The organism is Flavobacterium aquicola (genome assembly GCF_003385115.1).
GTDB classification, from domain to species: Bacteria; Bacteroidota; Bacteroidia; order Flavobacteriales; family Flavobacteriaceae; genus Flavobacterium; species Flavobacterium aquicola.
In genome coordinates this window covers 201,301-227,182 of sequence record NZ_QUNI01000001.1, presented here as the reverse complement: position 1 = coordinate 227,182, position 25,882 = coordinate 201,301, and the positions used below count along the sequence as shown (strand labels likewise).

Genomic DNA, 25,882 nt, shown 5'->3' with positions numbered 1-25,882 from the left:
CGACTGAGGATCATTTAAAATTCAACATTTATAATTTAAAATAATTAATTACGAAGCGGTTTCCCTTTAGTTAACATATACTGAATTCTTTCCAATGTTTTTCTTTCGGTACAAAGTGATAGGAAAGCCTCTCTTTCAATATCCAATAAATACTGCTCAGATACCAAAGTAGATTCAGATAAATCACCGCCTGCCATAACGTAAGCCAGTTTGTTAGCGATTTTTTTGTCGTGCTCAGAAATGTATTTTCCAGCTTCCATTTGATCGGTTCCAACTAGGAACATTCCTAGTGCTTGTTTACCTAACACTTTCACATCGGTTCTGCGGATAGGCTGTGTGTAACCTCCTTCGGCCATTAATAAAGCATGTTTCTTAGCTTCGGCAATCTGACGGTCTTTGTTTACTACGATAATATCTTTACCGTGCTGTAAAAGTCCGGTGTCAAAAGCTTCGTAACCGGAAGTTGATACTTTTGCCATTGCGATTGTCAAGAAATATTCCTGCAGTACATTCAATTCCACGTCATTTTTGCGGAACAAATCAGAAGCTCTCAAAGCCATTTCTTTGGAACCGCCTCCGCCAGGAATAACTCCAACACCAAATTCAACCAATCCCATATAAGTTTCAGCCGCAGCGACTACTTTATCTGCATGCAGACTCATTTCGCATCCGCCTCCAAAAGTCATTCCGTGAGGTGCAACAATAACTGGAATTGAAGAATAACGAACGCGCATCATCGTGTCCTGGAACATTTTGATCGCCATATTCAGCTCATCATATTCCTGCTCAACAGCCATCATGAAGATCATTCCGATATTGGCACCGACTGAGAAATTCGCTGCCTGATTTCCAATAACCAAGCCTTGGTATTCTTTTTCGGATAAATCTATCGCTTTATTGATCGCTTGTAAAACATCACCGCCAATGGTATTCATTTTGGATTGGAATTCTAAGTTCAAAATTCCGTCTCCCAAATCCTGAATAATTGCACCACTATTGCTCCAAACTTTTTTGCTTTCGCGAATGTTGTTCAGGATGATAAAAGAATCTTGTCCCGGAACTTTAGTCTGTGATTTTGTCGGAACATTGTAGAAATAAGTCGCTCCTTCTTTTACAGTATAAAAACTGCTGCTTCCAGATGCAATCATTTCGGTAACCCAAGCAGCAGGCTCAAGACCTTCGGCTTTCATGATTTCGATTCCATTGGCAACACCAATCGCATCCCAAATTTCGAATGGACCATTTTCCCATCCAAAACCAGCTTTCATGGCATCATCTATTTTATATAATTCATCAGATATTTCAGGAATACGGTTAGAAACATAAGCAAACATTCCAGCGAAACTTTTTCTGTAGAATTCACCTGCTTTGTCTTTTCCTTTAACCAAAACCTTAAATCTGTTGATAGGTTTATCGATTGTTTTTGTTAATTCCAAAGTAGCAAAAGAAGCTCTTTTAGCAGGACGGTATTCAAGAGTATCCAAATCCAAAGAAAGAATGTCTTTGTCTACTTTTTTGTAGAAACCTTGTCCCGTTTTGCTTCCGTACCATTTGTTTTCCATCATTTTGCTGACGAAATCTGGAAGTTTGAACAATTCATGCTGTTCGTCTGAAGGGCAGTTTTCGTAAATTCCGTTGGCAACATGCACCAAAGTATCCAATCCAACCACATCCACAGTTCTGAAAGTAGCTGATTTTGGACGGCCGATAACTGGCCCAGTCAATTTATCAACTTCTTCGATAGTTAGTCCCAATTCTTTTACCAAGTGAAACAAACTCTGGATTCCGTAAATACCGATACGGTTTCCGATAAATGCCGGAGTATCTTTGGCAACAACCGAAGTTTTACCCAAGAATTTCTCTCCGTATATGGTTAGGAAATCTAAAACTTCAGAAGAAGTTTGTGGCCCCGGAATAATTTCAAATAATTTTAAGTAACGCGCTGGGTTAAAAAAGTGAGTACCGCAGAAATGTTTTTGGAAATCTTCGCTTCGTCCTTCGCTCATAAAATGAATCGGAATACCAGAAGTATTTGATGTTACCAAAGTTCCCGGTTTTCTGAATTTTTCAATTTGTTCAAAAACTAGTTTTTTGATATCCAAACGCTCCACAACTACTTCGATGATCCAATCTACATTGGCAATCTTAGCCATATCATCCGTAGTGTTTCCAGTTGTGATTCGGCTGGCGAATTTTTGGCCGTAAATAGGAGAGGGCTTCGATTTCAATGAATTAGCCAAATGCTCATTTACCACACGGTTGCGGACAATTTTGCTTTCAAGCGTAAGTCCTTTTTTGGTTTCAGCATCAGTAAGCGCATTTGGAATGATGTCCAAAAGCAAAACTTCAACCCCAATGTTGGCAAAATGACAGGCAATCCCAGAACCCATGATTCCGGATCCGATTACTGCTACTTTTTTAATGCTGCGTTTCATATAATGTTACTATTTAAATTTTGTAAATATGTTATCGCCATTCTTCATTAATTTTTAAGGCTTGGCGATTTCATCATTACTGTTTTCTGTTTGGTTGAATATGTCTTTATTCTGAATTAATTCGTTGATGATTTCGGCTACTTCCATGAAATTGTTGAGCTTTTCTTCCGAGATATGTTTTCGTACCGATTCGTTAAATCTCAAAACGGTATTTTTCGAAAGCTCTCTTTTTTCTTTCCCAAAATCGGTCAGATAAATCAAAACGCCTCTGCCGTCTTCCGGATTTTTCTTTCGGATGATCAGTCCTTTTTCCTCCATCGATTTTAAGGTTCTGGTCAAGCTCGTAGCTTCCATCCCCATTCTTGGCCCCAATGCAGTCGAAGGTGTTCCTTCTTCTCTGTCGATGCTTAATAAAGCAAATCCAGTTGCCATTGTTGCATCATATTTATTGGCCTCTTCGTTGTACATTCTGGATACGGCCTGCCAAGTTGCTCTTAGGATATAATCTATTGTTTTGTTTTTCATAGTACTACTATATCGATTTCAAATGTAATAAAAAAAATACTATGCATGCATAATATTTTATCTATTTTTTTTATTTTTTATAAATATAGATAAAAAACTCCTTTGAAATAGGGAGTTTGCAAAATATTATGCATGCGTTGTATTTTGTTACAACGGTATTAAATATTTTTTAGCGGTCAACTAATAAAAAGATTAAAATTGTGGTTATTTATTTGTTTTTGGGAGGTTTTTATGAAGTATAATTTCGCTGGCTCATCGTTTTTGGATATAAAAGAATATTACAATACGATGAATATCTTGTTATGTTTATTTTTCTTGTTTAAAAAAAAAAAACAGTGAATAATTATCATTTATTTATTAAAAATAATCTTATTTTTGAAAGCCAAAATAAACGAATATACTTCAATGAAGAAACTTTACTATTGCTGCATTCTTTTTGTATTTATCAATGCCTTTTCAGTTTACGGATTCTCTAGTTCCGATACAAATCGGGATGAAACTTTTGAAAAATTAGTTTCACCACCCAATGTCAGCTTTAGTTTTACCAGTGATGCAAGCTGTTCAGGAACTCCTATTATATTTACTTCAACGGTGAGTGGGAGTGGTCCTTTTAAGTATGCATGGGATTTTGGAGATGGAACAACTTCTATAGACAATAATCCTAATCACATATTTAGTGCAACTGGATGCGGATCTCAAAATTTTACTGTAAAATTAACGGTTACTGATAAAAATGGTGAAGTTAACAGCGTAACAAAAACTGTTGCAGTAAAGCAGAAGCCAGACTTGAAATTTACCAATTTAAATGCGGCAGCTGGTTCTGCTACGCCTTTTGAAAAATGCGGTGATAATAATTCAGACCCTAAATATACTATTAAGTTAGGTAACCTTTCCAGCTCAGTTTCTTGTATTGGTTCTTATAATGTAGATTGGGGAGATGGTAATATAGAAGCGAATGTTATTTTTCCTAAAGTGCATACCTATATGAAATTGGGATCTTTTAATATGGTTATTACGGGAGTTGGAAATAGCAGCTGCGAAAATTCAGTTACTTATATTGTTAAAAATTCTAATAACCCAATAGGTGCATTAATAGCTCCAGGAAACACAACAAATCTTTGCGTTCCATTAGCTCCGATGGATTTTGCAATAGGATCATGGGCACTTAACCCTTCTGATACCAATTATCAGGTTAGTTATGGTGATGGCACTGTTCAAAACTACACTCAAGCACAGTTAGAAAGTTCTCCATACTATAATGCTTCTAATCCTGCATCATCACAAAATTTTCCGGTACCACATACATTTAAGCAGTACAATTGTCCTAGTGGAAATACTGTTACATTAACGATATCCACTTCTTGCGGAAGCACCTATCTAACAGCTGGCCCTATTGTTATTTTGGATGTTCCTACGGTGAGTTTTAGTGTAAATCCTATTGCATGTGTTAATACGGCTGTATCTTTTAGTAATACTACAAGAGCTGGATATACAAATGACTGCAGTACTTATAATGTCTATACTTGGGATTTTGGCGATGGAAGTTCAAAATCAAGGGATGTGTATCCAAGTCATGTTTATACAAAACCTGGTACATATACGATTAAGTTATCTGCCGAAACACCATGCGGAATAGGAAATTCGTATACCCAGACTATATGTGTAGAACCGGTACTGCAACCACAATTTACGTATTCAAAAGCATGTGCTTCAGAAAATGTTCAGATAAAGAATACTACCAATACCAGTTTGAGCTGCGGAACTGAAAGCTATTACTGGGAGGTAATTAGTTATTTCGAAGGTTTCTGTGGAAAAGGAAAAGGGCAGTGGTCATTTGCAGATGGAACGGGGGCGTACTCCAAAGATCCAGTTATTAATTTTGGTATGCCTGGAACGTATCAGCTGCAGCTAAGAACCTTAAATTCATGTGGAGTATATCAGTATACTTCAAGAGCGATAGAAGTAAAGAAAAAACCAGTAATTACATTAAGTCCAATTTCGGATTATTGTAATTCAGCAACAATAAAACCTGTGGGGACTGTGGTTGAAAGCTGTTCTCCTGTATCGGAACTCACTTATCTTTGGAGTTTTCCAGGCGGTACACCATCATCTTCTACATCGCTCAATCCAGGTTCTATAAATTATACTAAAAGCGGTAATTATCAAGCGACTTTTAGTGTTACAAATAGTTGCGGTACGGCAACTCTATCAAGAAATTTTTCGGTAGATTTAGTACTTTCACCAGTTATCAAACCTAAAACTGAAAAAATCTGCAGCGGTAATAGTTTTTCAGTAATACCAGTTAGTAACGGGACAGATAATGTCCCGGCAGGAACAACATTTGTATGGTCAGATCCAGTTATATCGCCTGCTGGAGCAGTAAGCGGGGCTTCTGCACAGTCATCTCCGACAACCAGTATTAGCCAGACATTGACAAACAATACTCCTAATCGAGCAACTGTTGTCTATACTGTATCACCAATATCGAAAGTCTGTCCAGGTCCCGATTTTACAATCACAGTTACTGTCGATCCATTAATAGATGCTGGAGAAAGTATAAAAAAAATCACATGCTATGGCTTGAGTGACGGCGCAATTAATTTAAATGTTAAAGGAGGAATTCCTTTTACAACAGGAAAGCCGTATACTTTTTCATGGACAGGTCCTAATGGCTTTACAAGTAATAATGAGGATATATCAAATTTAAAATCAGGGTATTATAATTTAGTCATTTCGGATAACGGTAATTGTCCATTTTCACAAAGCTATTATGTTGATGAGCCGGATTTATTTCAATTTTCGGGTTATAGTACTGATATATCGTGTTATGGACTAAATGATGGGCGTATAGATATTACTACAATGGGAGGAAATCTGCCGTATAAATATGTTTGGACAAAAGATGGAAACCCTTATGCGGCATCTAGCGAAGACCTCAGGAATTTGAAACCAGGTGTTTATGGAGTTACTATTACCGAAGCCAACAATTGTAATATTCTCAAAGAGACTTATACTATTCATGAACCGCCGCTTTTGGAGCTGAGTTTTGTGAGTCAAGTTGATATTCTCTGTTACGGATATTATACTGGAGAAATTAATGTGAAAACAGTAGGAGGAAGAGCTGCAGAAGTAAGCCCAGGTGTTTTTAACTATGATTATAGCTGGACAGGACCAAATGGATTTAGCAGTAATGTTCAGAATCCAAGAAATTTGGCCGCAGGAATCTACAATTTAACCGTTACAGATAATTCTGGCTGTACTGATGAATTACAGGTTACACTTCATCAAAATGATGAAATTAAACTAGATTATACCAAAACCGAAATAGCTTGTTACAACTATTCAGACGCTTCGATAACTATCAATAGTATAACTGGTGGCGTACCATTTGCAACAGGAGATCCTTATATTATAAAATGGAGTAATTTAGGTTCTGGGTTAGTACAAAAGAATTTGACTGCAGGCACATATATAATAACAATTATTGATGCATTAGGCTGTCCAAAAGAATTTACCATAATTATTGATAATGCTCCGGTTTTTAAAATAGATCCAGATGTAAGGCAGATATCCTGTTTTGGAGAGAAGGATGCTCATATCAGGTTAAATCTTGTAGGAGGTCAGGCACCAGTTTCTTTAGTATGGGATGATGATGCGACTGCAGGAATTGAAAGGAATAATCTAGGTCCAGGCAAATATTCGGTAACAATTATCGATGCTAAATCCTGCGTAATTAAAGAGACATATCTAATTATAGAACCCCAATTACTGGAATTGAAAGCTACTGTTTCAAATCCGTTAAATTGTACTGCGGCCGATACAGGAGCTATCAATTTAGTTGTTACTGGAGGCACCCAGCCATTTTCTTACTCATGGTCTAATGGTGCTAAAACCGAAGATCTCGAGAATCTTACACCTGGAAATTACACCGTTACTGTAATAGATGCAAATGGCTGTAAAAAAGAAGAAACCTGGAAGATTGTTCGGTTTGAGCAGTTAACACCTTCGATAGAAGTTTTAACGGATTATAATTGTGATACCAAATACGTTCGGCAGACATTTGTTGGTCATGTAAAAGGCGGCATTCCTCCTTATACTTTAAGCTGGTCCGATGGGGTTGTTACGGGAGCAAATGGAGAAATCATGAACACTAACAATAACGGATTAATATTATTTAGTGTGACAGATAGTTTTGGATGTAAAGCTGATTATCCTTATAACGTAAATACGCCGGTACTTGGAAAAGCCGACTTTTCTACAAGTTCATATGGTAAAGATGTTTACGATCTGTATTCGATCTACGATCCTATTTTGTTTTCCAATCTGGCGACAGGCGATTTTACATCAGTTTCATGGGATTTTGGAGATGGAAATTTTTCTGATGAAGAAAGTCCAAAGCATATTTATACAAGGGAAGGAACTTATATCATAAAACAAGTGGTAACGTATCCGTTCGGATGTCAGTATAGTTTCACTACCACATTAGTTGTAGAAAAAGGATATAGTTTAGTTATGCCAAATGCGTTTACACCAAATGATGATAGATTTAATGACACTTTTGCCCCCGTGTTTCTTGGGTTAACGAATATAACTCTAGAGGTTTTCGATACTTGGGGAGGAATCATTTACTCCGAAAGCGGAGAAAATATTGGTGGCTGGAACGGGAAAATAAAAGGTTCAGATGCCGAAAATGGGAATTATTATTTTAAGATTACCGCAAAAACTTTTTACAATCATACAGTAACCGAAAAAGGAGCACTTACACTAATTAAATAAAAGCAGCATATTTACAATGAGATTAAAACTATTTATTATAATTATTACATGTTGTTTTTACAATGAGACACGGGCGCAAGACCCTATTTTTACGCAGTATTTTTTAGTTCCTGAAACATTAAACCCAGGTTTTTCTGGTTTTATGGAAACAACCTATACAGGTATTATTCATAGAGAACAATGGCCGGATTTAGATTTGAAAATCGCTACAGATTATGTTTTTGTGAATACCTGGAGCGAAAAAATGAACAGCGGATTAGGTCTTAGTATACTAAATCAAAGAGAAAATCTTACTAATTACAATTTTACCCAGATAAATGGTAATTATGCATATAAAGTCAAGATAAGTGATGACTGGGATTTTAGACCTGCTGTCGAAGTAGGTTTTGGTTTAAAGTCTTTTGCGTTTCAAAATTTATTGCTGGAAGATCAGATTAATATTAAATCTGGTAAAAACAATTCCAGTTCAGTCGATCCATTATTGAAAAATGATAAAATTACCTTTTTTGATATTTCCGCAGGGATGGTTTTTAATACCGATGATCTTTGGATTGGTTTATCTGTAAAACATCTCAACAGACCCAATATTGCATTTAATGAAACTGAAAATCTGCCATTAAACACTTTTTTTTCTTTAAGTGCGGGTTATGAATTTCTTTTGGCTGATTACATAGATGTACAGCTGTTTCCCTATGCAACAAAGCTGTTTGTAACATCTAATTATATGCAGCAGGGATATTATAATCGTCTGGATATAGGTGGTTCCATCTTATTCGAAAAAATGTTTTTTGGTTTCACTGCGGTTACAAACCCAGCAAAAAACACTATAAATAACAATGACTTATTGACCTCAGTTAATGTTTTTACAGGATTGCAGTACGAACATTTACGCTTAGGTATATCTTACGACTTTAATACATCCACCATTGGAAGAACGGGAGGAACCTATGAATTATCATTGACCTACCAATTCAATCTTGATAAAAAATGTTTTGGATGCCCTAACTATGTTGGAAAGTAGGATAAAGTTCTTTTTTAAATAAAAGTTAGTATTGCTATAGCTTTTAATATATCAAAAAGTCTATATCTGAAGTTTTTTTACCAAGGTCTGATACTTAATTTTAAAGGGTCTGCAGCAGCTATTTGGAGTTACTTTCTATAAAAAAAATATAAGTCTTATTTGTTATTAAAAAGTATAGCTCTCTTGAAATAAGAAGTTTAGGAAATTTGAATCTTTTTTTTGATTTCAATAATAAAGTATAAAGCATTGGTTTTTGTGCTTAATGTCTAAATGTTAATCTGGATCATTTTCATAACGCATCAGTCCTTTTTGAAGAATTGACTTCATGCGGTTGCGCAAATATTCTGGGCGAAGCACTTCCAGACTGTCCCCAAATCCCAATAAAATACGTTCCAATTCATAATTTTGGATAACGAAAAGATGGATAATAATACTGCCGTCTTCATTTTCCTTAATCAATCGCTGGGATGAATGTAAAGGTTTTGTAATAACATAAGGAGCATTATTGGCATCAATCCAAAGTTCTATCCGTCTAGGCTGTAAACCGGTGTTCACGGTAACACCAACCACGTTTTTGTAATACACTTCGGGATTGAAGTTTTGCTCCAAGTATGGTAAATTCAAATTGTAATCAATCGAAATGATTCGGTCGAGCGCGAGATTTGTAATCGGCTGGTTTTCCTTTCTTTTTCCAATCAAAAACCAGCGATTATTGAATTCCTTCAAAATAAAGGGATGAAAGTCGAAAACTTTTTCTTCAGCCGATTTGAATGATTTATAAGTAATCACCAAAACCACTTTTTTTACAATCGCCTGATAGATTTCTTCCAAAAAATGCAGACCCTTCAAATGCTCATTTTTATCCAAATGAATCACGGGCTGTGTATGCGATTTCTCGGCATAGATTTTATCCTCCAACCGCTGTAAAATATCCGAAACATCATTAAACAAAGAGAAATCCTTAAACTGTTTCAGCATCGAAACCGTTTCAGTCAAAACATTCATATCCGTTTCTGTCAGCGGAATATCCGTTATCGAAAAATCTTCGTCTTCATATCGATAATACTTTTTATCGTACACAACAATTGGCGCATTATACCCCAGTTTTTCACTCCGCATCAGCTGAATATCCATCTGAATCGTTCGTTTACTGATCGGATTATCGCGCCCTTCGTATTCAAACAAGGCTTCCGAACAACATTCGATTAAATCTTCCAAAGTCCATTGCCTGTACTTATTCTGCAGGCATTTGTCAATCGTTTTGTAGCGGATCAAGGCGTTTTTATTTTGTGACATAGTTTTGTTTTATAGTGGTCAGCAAAGTATGTGTTCGTAAATTTTTTGCCACTGATTTCACAGATTTCCACAGATTATTTTTTATAAATCTGTGAAAATCTTTATAATCTGTGGCTTAATTTATCATTTTAAATTTATTTATGATAGTCAGTTTTTTGGGCGTGCTCCAAGGGTCGGGCTGTACACTATATCTTTTGTGGCGAACCCCGCCACAAAAGGATGCCGTTTCCATCCCTCACGCAGTTAAGTGGTTAATAAGGAGATTTCCTTTTCAATATTAGTTCTGGCTTTCTTTTCATATAAACCTCTGAATTCATTAGTTTTAAAAATAAATTCATTTTCCAAAAAATGCTTCAAAGCTTTTGCACGGCCGGGTTTGTACAGAAAATTAGGATAGATGCGGTATTCTTTTCTAATCTGTTCAAAATAGATTTTGTAATCGTACCAATCCTTCGTCAAGATTTTTAAATCAAAATCGATTAACCAATTAATATCTTCAATAGAATTGTGAGCATGAAGCTGTGTCGCACAAATAGCATCAAAAACCAATTGTTTATCAAGCTTTGCGTTTTCGGGTAAAATCGACAAAGCAAATTCGGCGCTTTTCAGTTCATTATCCTTTCTCGAACTGGAATAAACAAAATCATGGTAAAAAATGGAAAACAATATTTCATTCGGACTTTTAAGCTGATTATGATAGCTTTCAAAACTCTCAATCATTTCTTTTAGATGCGTGAGATTGTGATAATGTCTTGATTTTTTGGAATATGCCTTTTCTAAATCAGTCCAGTTCTGTTGAATTTCATTCTCCTTAAAACCTATATTCAGAAGTAAATCGGTATAAATTTTCATCAAATCCATGTTGTTTTTTACCCAAATTTAAAATTCTTTTTTTACTGCGCAAAATAATTGCGCAGTAGTTCTGAAATCTTTGCTCAAGAAATAAAACAATAACCAATTGTCTAATTTTAAAAATCAGAGATTATGAAATTCAATTTTTTATCAAAAGAAAAAACTGCTATAGTTAATCACGAAAAGGCAAAAGCTTTTCCATTAACAGCAGAATATGAATTGTACGCAGCAGTTGTAACTACAAGTTTAAGTGCTTCGTTTTATGAAAAAGAAGATACACGTTTGGAGCGAATAAAAGCTTTAATCCAAAAAAGTAATCCAGTATTTGTAGCCAAGCTTGCGGTTTATGCACGTAATGAAATGCACATGCGTTCGGTTCCGTTAGTTTTGATTGTTGAGTTGGCTAAGATATATTCAGGCGATTCGTTAATCAGCAAAATGATTGTAAACGTAATGCAGCGTGCTGATGAAATAACAGAACTTTTGGCTTATTACCAAATGGCTAATGATCGAAAAGGTGTTAAAAAATTAAACCGTCTGTCGAAACAAATACAGAAAGGTTTGGCAGTTTCTTTCAATAAATTTGATGAGTATCAGTTTGCAAAATACAACCGTGACGGTGCTGTTAAATTAAAAGACGCTTTGTTTTTGGTTCATCCAAAAGCAAAAGACGATTCGCAGCAAGAATTGTTTAACAAAATTGTGAACGATACTTTAGCAACGCCTTATACTTGGGAAACCGAGTTGTCACAATTGGGTCGGTTCAAATACTCGAATGAAGCCGAAAAACAAAAGGCATTCACTCAAAAATGGGAGGAATTGATCGATAGCAATAAAGTAGGTTATATGGCTTTGATGCGAAATCTGCGAAATATATTGGAAGCCAATGTTTCCGGTTTTCACGTAATGAAAGTTTGTGAGTATCTTTCGAATGAAAAAGCAGTTTTGAATTCAAAACAATTGCCTTTCCGATTTTTAGCAGCTTACCGCGAAGTGAAAGAAATGAATTTCAAGTACACTACTATGGTTTTAGATGCTTTGGAAGATGCTGTAATGATAAGTGCTCGAAACATAAAAGGTTTTGATGTAAATACTTCGATTGTGATTGCCTGTGACGTTTCCGGTTCAATGCAAAAAAACATTTCGCCAAAAAGCAAAGTAATGCTTTACGATATCGGTTTGATGCTGGGCATGTTAATGCAAAACCGCTGTCAGAATGTGGTGAGCGGTATGTTTGGTGATACTTGGAAAATAATTAATATGTCAAAACGAAACGTATTGTCAAATGTAAACGAATACTACAGACGCGAAGGTGAAGTAGGTTACGCTACCAATGGTTATTTGGTTTTGGAAGATTTGATAAAGCGAAAACAAATTACTGATAAAGTAATGCTGTTTACCGATGTTCAGATGTGGAATAATGCTTATACCAAAGATAGTTTTGCCAATTCTTGGAACCGATATAAAAATATCGCTCCAAATGCTAAATTGTATTTATTTGATTTGGCTGGTTACGGTCAAGCGCCAATAAATATTCAGAAAAATGATGTTTATTTAATAGCCGGCTGGTCGGATAAAGTGTTTGATGTACTGCATGCTTTAGAAGATAATGGCAGTGCTTTGAATTACATCAACCGAATAGAATTGTAAATTAAAATCTGCTGCGCAGAATAATTGCGCAGCAGTATTTAAATCTTTGTAAAAGATAAGTTCATTGAAAATAAAAAATAAGTGTCGTAGAAAAGAATTTCTTCGTGTCATGAGTTCGAATCTCATTTTCTCTAAAATTAAATTAAAGATGTAGCTCAGTTAGGTAGAGCAGAAATATAGATTCTTTTTGAATGTTATCTTGTTTTAAAAAATAAAAAGAATGTCGTAAATAAGAGTTACTTCGTCTCCATTTGGGGAGGAATAGCGAAGTTGTAAAAGCAGCAAGGCTATCCAGTTCGACTCTGGCAAGACATGCCCCGTTTCTCTTATTGCTTTTTACTTCTTTTTAAAACTGAAAAATGTCGTGTGCCTAGAGTTACTTCGTTTAAGGAATCAAAAACTCTTGCCAATTATTACTTTTTCAAATTATAAGATGCCGTTTATAAAGTGCTACTTCGTTGGTTGATTTCATTAGGTTCGAATCCTAAATTATCACTTATAAGCTATTGCTCTTTAAAAAAGAGTGTCGTCAGGAAATGGTTCCTTCGACCAAAATGAAATTTAAACCATTTCTACATGTAACCTCTTTTAAAAAAATGTATCGTTCCTATGGAACTCTTGATAATGATCGGTTCTTTTGTTCAACGGATTAAAATCCGTTGCTACAACATAGGTCGTTCCTCTGGAACTTTTCTAAAAGAATCAGTACTGTTTTATTATAGAAAGTATATCAAGTTTCGTAGAAACGATTTCATTTTGTAGTAACGGATTTTAATCCGTTGGATTATAAAAATTATCAAAAAGCAAAGTTTCGTAGGAACGGTGCAAATTTTACAAAATGATTTATAAAGAATAAAAATATAAGAAAGCATGACAATCAAAGAAATAAAATATAAAGCTGAAAAAATCTTTGAAAAGAATAAACTTCAAAATGACGTTTATGGATTTCAAATACAGCCAAATACCAAATTTTTAAAGGGCATCAGCAGAAAAGAGATTGATAAATTAGAAACAATTTTTGGATTTGATTTTCCTTGGGAATACAGAGAAATGCTTTTAAATATTGGTGGATTAGATACCCAAGAGATTTCAATCGATCCAGATGGAGAAGTTGAAGTTGAATTTCATAATTTTTTTTATCAGTACCCAAGAGATATTGAAAAAGTACAACATTTGTTTGAGGATATAAATGCAAATATGATGTTTGTAGAAGAAGCTTTAACTGAAGCTGGATTTGATGTTTCTAAAGTTGTGGGATACATACCAATTTATTATCATAGGATACTTGTCGTTTTTAAAAATAAATATCTGTCTCCCGTTATTTCAGCTTGGGGGGCTGATATAATTATATATGGTAATAATTTGGAAGAATATTTAAAGAATGAGTTTTTGAGATATTAGAAACTACGCAAAATAATTACGCAGTACAAAACAACCTTTGTCCCTTAAAAAAATAACAAAAATGAAAACACAAATAAACGGTACAGATATAATAGAATTAGGCTATCCTGAAGGAAAAATAATTGGAATTGCCTTAAAAATAAATAACAAAAGAAACGGATTTACAAGAGACGAAATGATTGCCAATTATAAAAACGTTTTAGAAGCTCCGGAAAATTTTATAGACGATAAAGTTTTCAGCCCATTAGTAATAGCACTGATTGAAAAAGCGAATGAAAAACCTGAAGATTTCATTGCTTTAAATCAAAATCCGAATGCATATTCGGCTTATGGATTAGATCATATCGAAGACGGTGCCAGAAAACAAATGGAAGTGGCAATGAAACTTCCTGTTACGGTCGCAGGCGCTTTAATGCCCGATGCGCATCAAGGTTACGGACTGCCGATTGGAGGCGTTTTGGCAACCAAAAACGCTATTATTCCTTATGGAGTGGGAGTTGATATTGGATGCAGAATGGCTTTGTCGGTTTATGATATTCCTGAGAATTTTTATCTCGAAAATGAGGCTAAATTCAAAAGAGAATTAATTGCGCATTCCAAGTTTGGAGCGGGTCACGGATTTCACGGTCAGTACAAATCAAATCATGCGGTTTTGGAGAATGATGCTTTTAATATGAATCCGTTTGTCAAGAATTTGAAGGATAAAGCCTGGTCGCAATTAGGTTCTTCAGGTGGCGGAAATCATTTTGTCGAGTTCGGAATTATGGAATTTGCCAAAGACGATGCTGTTTTGAATATCCCAAAAGGAAAATATGTCGCTTTATTGACACATTCCGGTTCACGCGGAATGGGTGCTACCATCGCAGGACATTATACCAAAATTGCCAAAGACGTATGTAAACTTCCAGAAGTAGCGAGAAATTTAGCCTACTTGGATATGAATTCACAATTAGGTCAGGAATACTGGATTGCGATGAACCTTGCGGGAGATTATGCTTCGGCCTGTCATGAGATTATCCATAACAAAATGGAGAAAGCTTTGGGCGCATCGATTTTAGCCAAAGTAGAAAACCACCATAATTTCGCTTGGAAAGAAATCTGGAATGGCGAAGAAGTGATCGTGCATAGAAAAGGAGCTACACCAGCCGGAAAAGGCGTGATGGGAATCATTCCGGGAAGTATGACCGCACCGGGATTTTTGGTGAGAGGAAAAGGCGAGGAGAACGCGATTAATTCGGCTTCACATGGAGCTGGAAGACAAATGAGCAGAACCCAGGCAATAAAGACTATTACTCAAACCGAGATGCAAACTATTCTGAAAGACTACGGAGTTACCTTAATTGGTGCTGGTCTCGATGAAGCCCCAATGGCGTATAAAGATATCAATCTTGTGATGGAAGCACAACAGGATTTGGTAGACGTAGTCGCCAAGTTCACACCAAAAATGGTTAGAATGGCTGATGATGGAAGCCGTGAGGATTAATAATCAGTAATCGGTGTAGAGACGCACTGTAGTGCGTCTAACTAACACAACGTATTCTTATTTTATGTCATTCCGACGTAGGAGGAATCACATTAGAGACTCAACAAAGATTGGGAATTTTGATTGCGGAATTACTTGATGAGATTCCTCCTACGTCGGAATGACAAAACAGGGTGTAAAAAACTAGTGCCCCAGCGCCTTAATGGCCAAAAAATAAAAAAATAATTTAAGCTAAATGAGAGCAAAAAAACTTAGAATCTCAGCCTCTCAGAACCTTAGAAACTTTAAAAAAAATGAATACATATATAGATATCGGAATTAATTTAACGAATAAGCAATTCCAAAACGACATAGACGATGTCGTACAAAACGCTTTAGATGCCGATGTATCGCAGATGATACTGACAGGTACAAGCGTAAGAAACAGCGAAGAATCCGCTAAAATAGCGAGGCAGTATCCAGGCGTATTATATGCCACGGCGGGAATCCACCCGCATGATGCGAAAAGTTTTGACGCACAGAGCATTTCAAAACTGCGGAATTTACTAACGCAGAAACACATAGTTTCAGTAGGCGAGTGCGGACTCGATTTTGACCGTGATTTTTCGCCCAGAAATATTCAGGAAGTGTGTTATAAAGCCCAATTAGAATTGGCCATCGAAGTTCAGAAACCTTTGTTTTTACACGAAAGAGCTGCTTTTACACGATTTATGAGTATTACAAATGAATATTTGCCGCAATTACCCAAAGCCGTTGTGCATTGTTTTACAGGAAGTCTGCAGGAAGCGAAGATGTATCTCAATAACGGCTTGTATCTTGGTTTTACTGGAGCCATTTCAGACAGTAAACGTTTTGATCATTTGAAAGAAGTGATTCAATACGTTCCGCTTGACCGAATAATGATCGAAACCGATGCGCCTTTCATGCTCCCGAAAAACACACCGAGTAATCTGTTGAAAAAATACCACGAACGCCGATGCGAACCTGCTTTTCTGCCTTTTGTAGCGGGAACTGTTGCTAAATTTAAAGGAATTTCTTTAGATAAAGTGGCAGAAGAAACAACTGGCAATGCTAGGAAGTTTTTTGGAATTTAGTGCTATTCAATTCGGTTGGCTGGATTGAAAGAAATTATAGAAAGTGTCCATTTTTTTATAGCAGTATAGAACAGGACATGTATATATTTCTTACTTTGTCAAAAAAAACAAATCCATGAAGTTTATATCAAACAGAACTATAATCCTAAAGTCATTTATTGCCGCACTAGCCATATTGGGAATCAAAAATTTTATTTTTAAGCATCTTTCGCTTTATGGGCAGGATTTTCATGACTTGATAGAACTGTCTGATATTACGATAATTTTCACTGGAGCGTTTTTTGTATTCGGGTTATTGCTGGCTGCAACAATGACAGATTTTAAGGAAAGCGAAAAGATTCCAGGGGAAGTGGCTTCTAATCTGGAGGCGATCAAAGATTGGATTTATCTGGCTTTCCGTGCACCGAGAACTGGAACTACCGATTTATGCAGGGAAGAATTAAACAACACTTTTCTGCGTCAGGAAATGCTTGCGATTACCGATGGTATTATTTCATGGATTTATTCCAGCGGCAAAGATTCTACGGTTATCTTTCCGCTGATTCGTAAGTCGAATGAAATTGCCTACTATTTTGCCGAAAGAGGTGTCGATAAAGAAGCCATAAAAGGTATTCAGGAAAACACCAATGCCATGCGGAAACAGCTCACGCGTGCCTATTCGATTTCGAGAAACAACTTTATAAAGCCTGCGTACACTTTGCTTCAAAGCATATTGTTTATAGTGATGTCGCTGTTGCTGATTACTAAATTCAAAAGCCCGTCTGCCGATTATCTGGTGACCTCGGCCATCACTTTTATATTTTGCTATCTGTATTTATTGATTAGCGGTCTGGACGATCCTTTTGATATTTTCAATGGCGAGACCAATGTCGATTTGAAACCCATTGACCGATTCAAACAGCGTTTGGTTTCGGATTTTTTGGTTTGAAAATGAGGTAAGAATAGAATTTGTTTTCCTAACAGGTTTCGAAAACCTGTTAGGTCTTATTTGGATTAATTTGAAAAGAATATGGAAAAGAAAATACTCGATAAATTAAAGGAAATAGAAAAACAGAAAGATGTAGAAATACTTTTTGCTGTAGAATCAGGAAGCCGTGCCTGGGGATTTGCTTCTCCGGACAGCGACTATGATATCCGTTTTATATACAAACACAAACCCGAGTATTATTTATCACTTTGGGAAAAGCCCGACGTAATCGAGTTCATGACCGAAGACGATCTTGATGGTTCCGGTTGGGATTTACGGAAAGCCGTAAAATTGTTAGCAAAATCAAACGCACCTTTGATGGAATGGCTGTTTTCGCCTGTGGTGTATTATGAGAATGAAGTTTTTGCAAAGCAAATGCGGGAATTAGCCACATCGTGTTTTTCGCCAATAGCGGTTTTGCACCATTATTTGGGAACGACAAAGAATTTCATGGAAGTCTGCGAAATGGAAGAAGTAAAATTAAAAAGTTATTTCTACGCCTTACGCACCGCATTGGCTGGAAAATGGATTATAGAAAACAATACATTTCCGCCTGTAGCTTTTGCCGATGTATTGCCAATCGCACCGACAAACATACAGAAAAAAATACTGGAATTACAACAAATAAAAGCCACTCAAAACGAAAAATACCTGCACCCAAAAGAAAACCTAATTACTGATTTTTTACCGGAAACAGTACAATTTAATCACGAGAATGCAAGTAAGTTAGGAATTGGGAAGAAGATGGCTGAGGAGTTGGATTTGTTTTTTAGGGAGATGATAAAATAAAAAAATATGAAAGATTCTTTTGATTTAATTATAGAAGACACAAAAAGATTTAAAGATTATTTCTTAGGTGAAGAAGAACAAAATATATCTTTTCTTCCAAGCTTTAATTCAATTAATATAGTAGTTGGAACAAATAATAGTGGTAAGAGTAGATTTATTAGGAATTTAATGGAATTTGATAAATTTAATGCTGTTGATGACCTTTTAAAAATTAGAGAATTTGTTCCTATTTATAATATGGAGGTAGAGGAAACGAATGTAAAAATCTATGATGCAATATCAAGATTTCAACAAAGAGTCAATAATACATATTATTCTGAATCAGAATATTATAGGGAAAATGTGAAGGTTTTGGTTGCTAATAAATTAATAAATTTGGAAATGACTTCATTAGACAGTTTTTTGACAATTGTAAATAGGAACATTTCAAATCTTCAAAATATAAAACATTTGGGTGTAGAAAATGATTATTTATCTAATTTTAATAAAATTGATAAGAATTTTTATAAAGAATATGAAAATTTTAAAAGTTACTACATTCCTACTTTAAGATCGGCTCATTCATTATTTAATTTCGACTCCGATTTAAATAAATATTCTAAGATTGAAGATGACGTTTATTTATATACTTATTTAAAGAATTACAAAATAAATAATAAAGTTGAAATATTTACTGGTTTACATTTATATAGAGAAATTCTAAATGCGAGAAATTCTAAAAGAGAAACTAGAAATAAATTTGAAAAATTTCAAGACTTTGTTGGAGAGAATTTTTTTGATGGAAAAAAAATAGATATTGTTGCAGAATTTAAGAAAGAATATAATCTTGATGGAAAAAATGATAATGAAATAATAAGTGTCGATATTGAAGGTGAAATAAAATCTAGGGATCTTTGTGATTTGGGAGATGGAATTCAAGCATTAATAATCTTAATGTATAAGATTTTTATGGCTGAGGATAATTCATTTATGTATATTGATGAACCTGAATTAAATCTTCATCCAGGAATGCAGAGATTATTTTTAGAACAAATAACTAATAATAAAGATTTGAAAAAGAAAAATATCACTTATGTTATAACCACTCATTCAAATCATTTTTTAGACTTAACAATTGAAAAAGATAATATTTCTATTTATTCATTTTCAATAAGAAATAATGACTTAGGCGACAATCAGTTTACTATAAGAAATGTAAATAGAGGAGATAATTCATTACTTAAAGAACTTGGTGTAAATAATTCATCAGTGTTCATGGCAAATTGTAGTATTTGGGTTGAAGGAATATCAGATAGAAATTATATAAAAGCATTTTTAAAATCATACTGCGATTCGATTGGAAAATCCTATCCAAAAGAGGATATCGATTTTGCATTTTTTGAATATGCAGGTTCTAATATTGATCATTATATTTTCGAAGACGAAATAGAAGATGAAAAAAAAGAATTCGTTATTAATGATATTAAAGCTCTATCCCTTAGTAACAAGATATTTTTGCTAGCAGATTCAGATGCAGTAACAAAAACGAAAAATAAACAAAAGTTTGAAAGATTAGAAGCTTTACAGAATGCTGAATCGGATAATTTTAAACCTAAAATTATTTGGAATATTAGAGAGATTGAGAATCTTTTAACAAATGAAATGTGGAAAGAAATTCTCATTGAGTTCTGCAATAAAACCTTGGTTAAATCAAATGAAGCTGAAGTTTTATTAAAAATTGAAGAAGCATTGTCTGACGTAAAATATTCAGATTATGAAAAAAAATATGTGGGAGAATTTCTAGAAGTAATAAGAACGAAAATGGGAAAAAGCTCTTCATCATTTATACTTAACCAATCTGCTTATGAAGTTAAGTCAGATGGTTCTTTTGGGACTATAATTAACAAAAGAGAATTAAGTGAGTTAGTTTTTAATAAAAATTTTTCATGGGACATTTTATCTAAAAACAAAGAAATTGAAAAATTAACAAAAGATATTTACGATTTTATTACACAAAAATAATGACCATCCAACACCTAAAATCCCAAAACCTAATCCTCTTCGAAGTAATCTCGGGAAGCCGGTCTTTTGGATTAAACACACCAACATCTGATACCGATATAAAAGGCGTTTATTATCTGCCAAAAGAAAAATTCTTTGGGTTGGATTATATTCCGCAGATTAGTAATGAAACCAATGATGAGGTATATTACGAAATTGGTCGTTTTACAGAATTACTGCTCAAAAACAATCCTAATATTTTGGAGATTCTGGCTTCGCCGAAAGATTGTATTTTGTACAAACATCCGTTGATAGAGCGTTTAAAGCTAGAAGATTTTCTGTCGAAACTCTGCAAAGATTCTTTTGCGGGTTATGCTGTAACGCAGATCAAAAAGGCTAGAGGTCTGAATAAGAAAATCCTAAATCCGTTGCCAAAGGAAAAGAAAAGCCTTTTGGATTTTTGTTATGTTTTGGAAGGTTATAAAACCATTTCGGTATTAGAATTTCTAAAGGAAAATAATTTAAAGGGAGAACAGATTGGTTTGGTCAATCTGCCCAACTCCAAAGGAATGTTTGCGATGTTTTACGATCAGAAGAAAACATTAGGTTACACAGGAATAATTCAGAAAGACAACTCCAATGAAGTTTCGCTTTCGTCTGTTCCCAAAAACGAAAAATTAATCGGTTATTTATCCTGCAATCAGGATGGTTACTCCAAATACTGTAAAGAATACACCGAATATTGGAATTGGATAGAAAAGCGCAACGAAGAGCGTTACAACACCAATCAACAGCACGGAAAAAATTACGACAGTAAAAACATGATGCATACCATTCGGCTTTTGCAGACCGCTGAACAGATTCTCTTAACCGGAAAATTAAACATCAGGGTTTCAAATCGAGAGGAATTACTCGATATAAAAGCAGGAAACAAGGAATATGATGATTTACTTGAAATGGCGGATAATCTAATTGCTTCAATCGAAAACTTTTATAAAACATCGACTCTGCCCGAAAAACCAAATGAGCAAAAAGCCATTCAGACTTTGATTGAGATTAGGGGAGAATTATACAGATAAAAAATGGCTGCTCTTAAAAAGGCAGCCGTTTTTCATTGGTTTATATTTTCTGAATTCTCTTAGGAAACCATCATCTTCACTCCCAGAATATGCTTGCAGATCCCGCGTTTCCCCTGATAGGCCGTAAACCAGTCACAAGTGCATCTTTGCGAATTATGATCTATAATGACCTTGTGTACCACACCGGAACCTTTTACTTTGGCCTCAATATAATTTGATTTTCGAACTACAATTTCAATGTCTTCATTGTCGATTAATTTTTTAGCATTTTTTAATCGGGGATTTAAACTTAAAATTCGTTCGGTTTTAAAAGGCAGTCGTCTGTAAAAATGAGTCCGCTCCGCTACATCATAACCTAATAATCCCATTGAAGACAAGCTGGCGGTAAGGTTTTTCATGGTTCCAAAGTCGATGTCGTTTTCTATTGATAGCATTGTGGGATCAAAAGTTTCATTCGATTTTAGCAGGCTGTTCAAACCGTAAACCCATTCGACAGGAACATTCTCAGACATATTTTCTAATGCTTTTCCCTCCCCCGAAAAACCTCTGTAGGCATCTGGCGAAAAAGCCATGAGTAATTGCATTTTTCCAAATTCACAGACTATAGCACAGGTTTCTTTATCTGATGATTCGTAAACGTAAATTTTATCTACAATTGCCAAAACACCTTCTAATAACCGCAATCTGTGAATGCCTCCAATTCTGGCACTATCCGGAGTCTGAAGCGTTGAAAACATAAATTTACCGGCTCTTTTGGTTATGTAAAATTCGCCTTTCACATTTCCTTTTGGTAAACTTTGAAACAATTGAATGGTTTGTATTTTTGTCAGTTCAAATTGCATTTCCATATCGGCAAGATACAATTGAACGCTTGTTAAACCTTTAATCCAGCGCATTGGCAAGGTTACTTTCTTTTCTACTACTTTGGTTTTGGGGGTAATCACTTGTACTTCCTGATGTCCAACAGCAAGTGTTACTTTTTCATTCTTCTGAATTGCATTCAGGGCATTGAGCATTGGGTCATTAAAATCAACATTGGTCGTTCCGTTGGCAATAAATTCGCCATCAATAGACTCGGGTTTCATATCCAATCGAACATAAACGCCATTGCAGGAAGAAAAACCTTCAAAACGAAGTCTTTCAGCTCCAGCCGAAACAATTGGGTCACGAAGACTTGGTGGAATTGGCCCAAAACTGGAGCGGACCACTTTTGCGATGATGCTCCAGCATTTTGCAGTGACATACGGATCGGTCAAACTTCCCCAAAAAAAGCAGGGAATGTTATTTACTTCTTCTATTTCGGTTTGATGTGCCATAACCAAGCTGTTAATTCCTTTGGCTTTGCTGAGGGTTGAAATCCCTTGATATTTATATTGTAAATCGTTCATTGCAATTAATTTAAAATTTGTTTAACCAATGCTTTCAAAGCGGTATTCTCTTTTAGTTTTTCAAAAAATGCTTTGGTTTTGGCAGTAGGTTTTTGATTTGTTTTTGACAGTACATCAACATAATTCTCGACCATTTTTTTGAAATTCACTGGCAGTTTTTCTTTTAGTTCCAAGTTTTGGAAAATACCGTCTAAAAGTAAAAATAAAGCTGAATTGTGTAATGGTGATATGTCTTTTAAAGTAATTATGGATTCTACAAGTCTGAGTAAAACTCCGTATTTATTTGAAATTAAAAAAGCATTTTTTTCTGCAAATGAATGAATGTCGATAGATTGGTATTCGACTAAATTTATCAAAACTTCTGAGGCTAATAAACGGATATCTTTCTTTTCCTGAAAGAAACAGCAGGCAAAAACGAGTAAGGAAATATCCGAAAACTGAAATCCAGACCGATTGACAATAGTTAAAAAACCTTTTAATTCGTTATTTGTTCCATCCGTTACATGACAGCATTTTTCCAATAGCAGGCAGGCTAAAGGATCGTTATTCTGTGGCATCAGGCTGTTCCAGTGATAGACATTTTCAGCTGAATGCAGTTTGTAATTTCCTGACCACACATTTTTTTCAACTTTTATGAAGGTGTCTAAACTGTAAAGCAAATGAGCTGGTATAGTCTTTTCTTCGGATAGATCAAATCGAAGTTCAGTCCACGAGGGAGATCGAACCATTTCTTTGGTATTATAGTCCTTCCATTCATTCCATTTTTCTTTAAATTCCATTTTAGGTAAAAATGGAGAAGTTACAAAAGGAATGCCGTTCAAGTATGTTTTTTCAAATTCTGCAAAGGTTTCTGTTGGATAAAAAGTCCTTGCTGCCACCGCCCATAATCCAATTTTTTCTGTGTTTGCAGTTGAACCGACTGCTTTTTGAAATAATTTGGTTAGTACTGAACTCGAATTGATGCTTATTTCTTTGGTAACTCCCAGACAAAAAGACAATAATTGTTTCATGTCAGTATCTAATTTTTCCAGTAATGGAAGAGCTTCTTCTACATTTTCGCGTGGCATTCTGCTTATAGCAATACTCAAATCAACAGGGTCGATGCTTTCATTTGCTTTTTGATAAGCAATAATTCTTTCGAGTAAAATTTTCGGAGCAATCCAATGCGGTTTATGAGTAGAAAATGACAATAGTGGTAAAATCGAATTGTCTTTGTTCTTCTGCATCACTTTTTCAATCATTGGCTTTATGGACCGCAGTGTTTTTAGGGTGATATAATCTTTATCGTTTAGTGTATAGACTAGGTTTTTATTTGCAATTTTATTGATTAATAAATTTTTTGTGTAGTTTTTGAGAACGCTTTCAGTATAATTTTTTTGCAGCTGATTCAGATAGGGCTGTAATTGTTGCTCGTAATCACTTGGGAATAAATTTCTCTGAGCTATAAATACATTCAATAAAATTTCAGAATCGAGCACATCTTCTGATGAAAGAAATCGTCCGTAAAGGAATAAAATTTCGTTCCAGTCTTTTGGAATTTGAACGGGTTCAACTAAAAAGTTTACTTTTTCCGGATTGAATTCATAGCTTTTTAATGATGATTCATTTACAATTAATACATCCTCATCCAGAAAATTACTCAGACTGGATTTGACGCTTCCCTGCATATACGAAGCATACTCTGATAATTTTTCTCTCAAAACAGCATCTTTGACATTCCCGATTTTCAGAATTAATTTTGTTACTTTTTCCTGAAGACTCAAATCGGAAATCACATAGATATCAGCCAGTAAAACAGCAATTGGTTTGTTAAGTTTTGAATTATTTTTGCTTAATTTTTCCAAAACCATGATGCTGTTTTTTATCGCAGCTTTGCAGTCACTTCGCATCATTAATGCTTCAAGCCATTCAAAATAAGATTTTGTTTTAAACTTTGGATGATCGTATATTTTCTTAATTAATTCCGATCCGTAATTGGTAATTGTTGGGTTCGAATTATGGAAAAAGGTGAAAATATTTTCTTGAAAAGCTATTAATTCATCAGCTGAAGGCTGTAATTCTTCTATGTTTTTTCTGAATAGCAGTTTCAGATTATTATTCCACTCTTTGGTCTGTATAAGAATGGCATTTTCTAGAAAAGTCTTTTTATCTAATTTGTTTTCAGATATTAACAGCTGAAATGCAATAGACCAAGTATTGTGTTCTCTATAGCTTGCATTTTTATTTTCTCTAAAAGTGCTATTCTGAATATTGGTTTCGTAATTGTATAATTGAGGAATGTCTCTTTCATAAGCGATTTTATCTTTCGACAGAGAATCGATGAATTCACGAGGTTTAATAGTACCTGACCAGCTATTGAATCGGGACAGACACAATGCAGATAATTCCGGATTAAAATTGACAAAATTATTTTCTTCAAGAAAGCGCAAAGATTGATAATCAAAATTGAGCCAATCCGATTTTCTAAATCGATCCAGAAGGTAAAATTCAATCCAATTGGGTTTTGCCCAAAGTAAGATTTCTAAAATTTGAGGATTGTTTTTTGCTCTTTCAAGAAAATTTAAAGCTTCGTCAAAAGATAAAATATCAGTTTTATCAAATATTGCAATGGCACTTAACGTAATAATTTCTTTGATTTTTTCACCACCTCGGATTCCCCAATCCCAATTATTCTTGGTTGTTTTTTTATAACCAGGTTCTAATGACAGATCGATATAAGTCATCCAATAACGCTTGTTTTTTTTGATATGCTTTCGAAGTGAATCTAAATTTCCTTTTGAGTTTTTTATCAAAAAAGGTAAAAGTAATTCTGTTTTTCTCTGTTGTAGTAAAGCATCATATTCATTTAAAATTTCATTGATATTGGAAATTTTACCTGTCTTCGGATCTATTTTTTCTGTAACAATTACTTCACCGCTTTCTGAATACCCTTTTTTTGTTTTTTCTGCCAAAATCTTTTCTGCAGCTTTCAAACATTCTTCAGTACTATTAAAGGTTTTAGTCTGCGAAGTGCCTGAAGTTCCATTTTTACCATAAGTTACGGTATAATTAATTTCAGAAACTTCAATCTGCCAGAATTTATCAGAAGTGCCGTCAATGTATTTTAAGTGCTTTTTCATGTTGAATGATAGATTTGATGCTATATA

16 protein-coding genes are annotated in these 25,882 nt (G+C 34.8%); 10 read left to right on the top strand and 6 right to left on the bottom strand.

All coding sequences use genetic code 11. From position 1 onward, the window contains the following. Window positions 1-44: 44 nt before the first annotated feature. On the bottom strand, window positions 45-2,435 hold the full coding sequence (locus C8P67_RS00855) for a 3-hydroxyacyl-CoA dehydrogenase/enoyl-CoA hydratase family protein (protein ID WP_115809401.1): 2,391 nt from the start codon (window positions 2,433-2,435) through the stop codon (window positions 45-47). 54 nt (window positions 2,436-2,489) lie between these two features. Next, window positions 2,490-2,960 carry a MarR family winged helix-turn-helix transcriptional regulator gene (locus C8P67_RS00850; protein ID WP_115809399.1) on the bottom strand — a complete coding sequence of 157 codons (471 nt, stop codon included), beginning with the start codon at window positions 2,958-2,960 and terminating at the stop codon, window positions 2,490-2,492. Window positions 2,961-3,365: 405 nt separating this feature from the next. Here C8P67_RS00850 and C8P67_RS00845 point away from each other — a divergent pair, with 405 nt between their 5' ends. Then, the gene (locus C8P67_RS00845; protein ID WP_115809397.1) at window positions 3,366-7,736 is read left to right on the top strand and encodes a PKD domain-containing protein; all 4,371 of its coding nucleotides are present in this window, start codon (window positions 3,366-3,368) and stop codon (window positions 7,734-7,736) included. Between the two features lie 16 nt (window positions 7,737-7,752). Then, window positions 7,753-8,757, top strand: coding sequence for a PorP/SprF family type IX secretion system membrane protein (locus tag C8P67_RS00840; protein ID WP_115809395.1), 1,005 nt, complete (start codon window positions 7,753-7,755; stop codon window positions 8,755-8,757). A gap of 273 nt (window positions 8,758-9,030) precedes the next feature. Here C8P67_RS00840 and C8P67_RS00835 read toward each other — a convergent pair whose 3' ends face one another. Then, on the bottom strand, window positions 9,031-10,053 hold the full coding sequence (locus C8P67_RS00835; RefSeq protein ID WP_115809393.1) for a helix-turn-helix transcriptional regulator: 1,023 nt from the start codon (window positions 10,051-10,053) through the stop codon (window positions 9,031-9,033). A 243-nt stretch (window positions 10,054-10,296) separates the two neighbouring features. After that, window positions 10,297-10,914 carry an HD domain-containing protein gene (locus tag C8P67_RS00830; protein WP_115809391.1) on the bottom strand — a complete coding sequence of 206 codons (618 nt, stop codon included), beginning with the start codon at window positions 10,912-10,914 and terminating at the stop codon, window positions 10,297-10,299. A gap of 123 nt (window positions 10,915-11,037) precedes the next feature. Here C8P67_RS00830 and C8P67_RS00825 point away from each other — a divergent pair, with 123 nt between their 5' ends. The 8 genes from C8P67_RS00825 to C8P67_RS00790 all read left to right on the top strand — a co-directional run bounded on the left by C8P67_RS00825 (window position 11,038) and on the right by C8P67_RS00790 (window position 21,348). Beyond that, window positions 11,038-12,555, top strand: a complete 1,518-nt coding sequence (locus tag C8P67_RS00825; RefSeq protein ID WP_115809389.1) for a TROVE domain-containing protein — start codon at window positions 11,038-11,040, stop codon at window positions 12,553-12,555. 870 nt (window positions 12,556-13,425) lie between these two features. Beyond that, a complete protein-coding gene (locus tag C8P67_RS00820; RefSeq protein WP_115809387.1) occupies window positions 13,426-13,956 on the top strand; it encodes an SMI1/KNR4 family protein in 531 nt (176 codons plus the stop codon). Between the two features lie 61 nt (window positions 13,957-14,017). Continuing rightward, window positions 14,018-15,439 (top strand): RtcB family protein, encoded by a 1,422-nt coding sequence (locus C8P67_RS00815; protein ID WP_115809385.1) that lies wholly within the window; start codon window positions 14,018-14,020, stop codon window positions 15,437-15,439. 293 nt (window positions 15,440-15,732) lie between these two features. Then, window positions 15,733-16,533 carry a TatD family hydrolase gene (locus tag C8P67_RS00810; RefSeq protein WP_115809383.1) on the top strand — a complete coding sequence of 267 codons (801 nt, stop codon included), beginning with the start codon at window positions 15,733-15,735 and terminating at the stop codon, window positions 16,531-16,533. A gap of 115 nt (window positions 16,534-16,648) precedes the next feature. Then, window positions 16,649-17,461, top strand: coding sequence for a hypothetical protein (locus tag C8P67_RS00805; RefSeq protein ID WP_115809381.1), 813 nt, complete (start codon window positions 16,649-16,651; stop codon window positions 17,459-17,461). 81 nt (window positions 17,462-17,542) lie between these two features. Next, the gene (locus tag C8P67_RS00800; RefSeq protein WP_115809379.1) at window positions 17,543-18,289 is read left to right on the top strand and encodes a nucleotidyltransferase domain-containing protein; all 747 of its coding nucleotides are present in this window, start codon (window positions 17,543-17,545) and stop codon (window positions 18,287-18,289) included. Between the two features lie 6 nt (window positions 18,290-18,295). Further along, window positions 18,296-20,290, top strand: a complete 1,995-nt coding sequence (locus tag C8P67_RS00795) for an AAA family ATPase (RefSeq protein WP_115809377.1) — start codon at window positions 18,296-18,298, stop codon at window positions 20,288-20,290. Continuing rightward, window positions 20,290-21,348: a nucleotidyltransferase domain-containing protein gene (locus C8P67_RS00790; protein ID WP_115809375.1), complete on the top strand. Its 1,059-nt coding sequence runs from the start codon at window positions 20,290-20,292 to the stop codon at window positions 21,346-21,348. The genes C8P67_RS00795 and C8P67_RS00790 overlap by 1 nt, the downstream gene beginning before the upstream one ends. A 59-nt stretch (window positions 21,349-21,407) precedes the next feature. Here the strand turns inward: C8P67_RS00790 and C8P67_RS00785 are convergent, their stop codons facing one another. Next, a complete protein-coding gene (locus tag C8P67_RS00785; protein WP_115809373.1) occupies window positions 21,408-22,736 on the bottom strand; it encodes an SWIM zinc finger family protein in 1,329 nt (442 codons plus the stop codon). Between the two features lie 5 nt (window positions 22,737-22,741). Beyond that, window positions 22,742-25,855, bottom strand: a complete 3,114-nt coding sequence (locus C8P67_RS00780; RefSeq protein ID WP_115810082.1) for a DUF6493 family protein — start codon at window positions 25,853-25,855, stop codon at window positions 22,742-22,744. Window positions 25,856-25,882 lie beyond the last annotated feature (27 nt).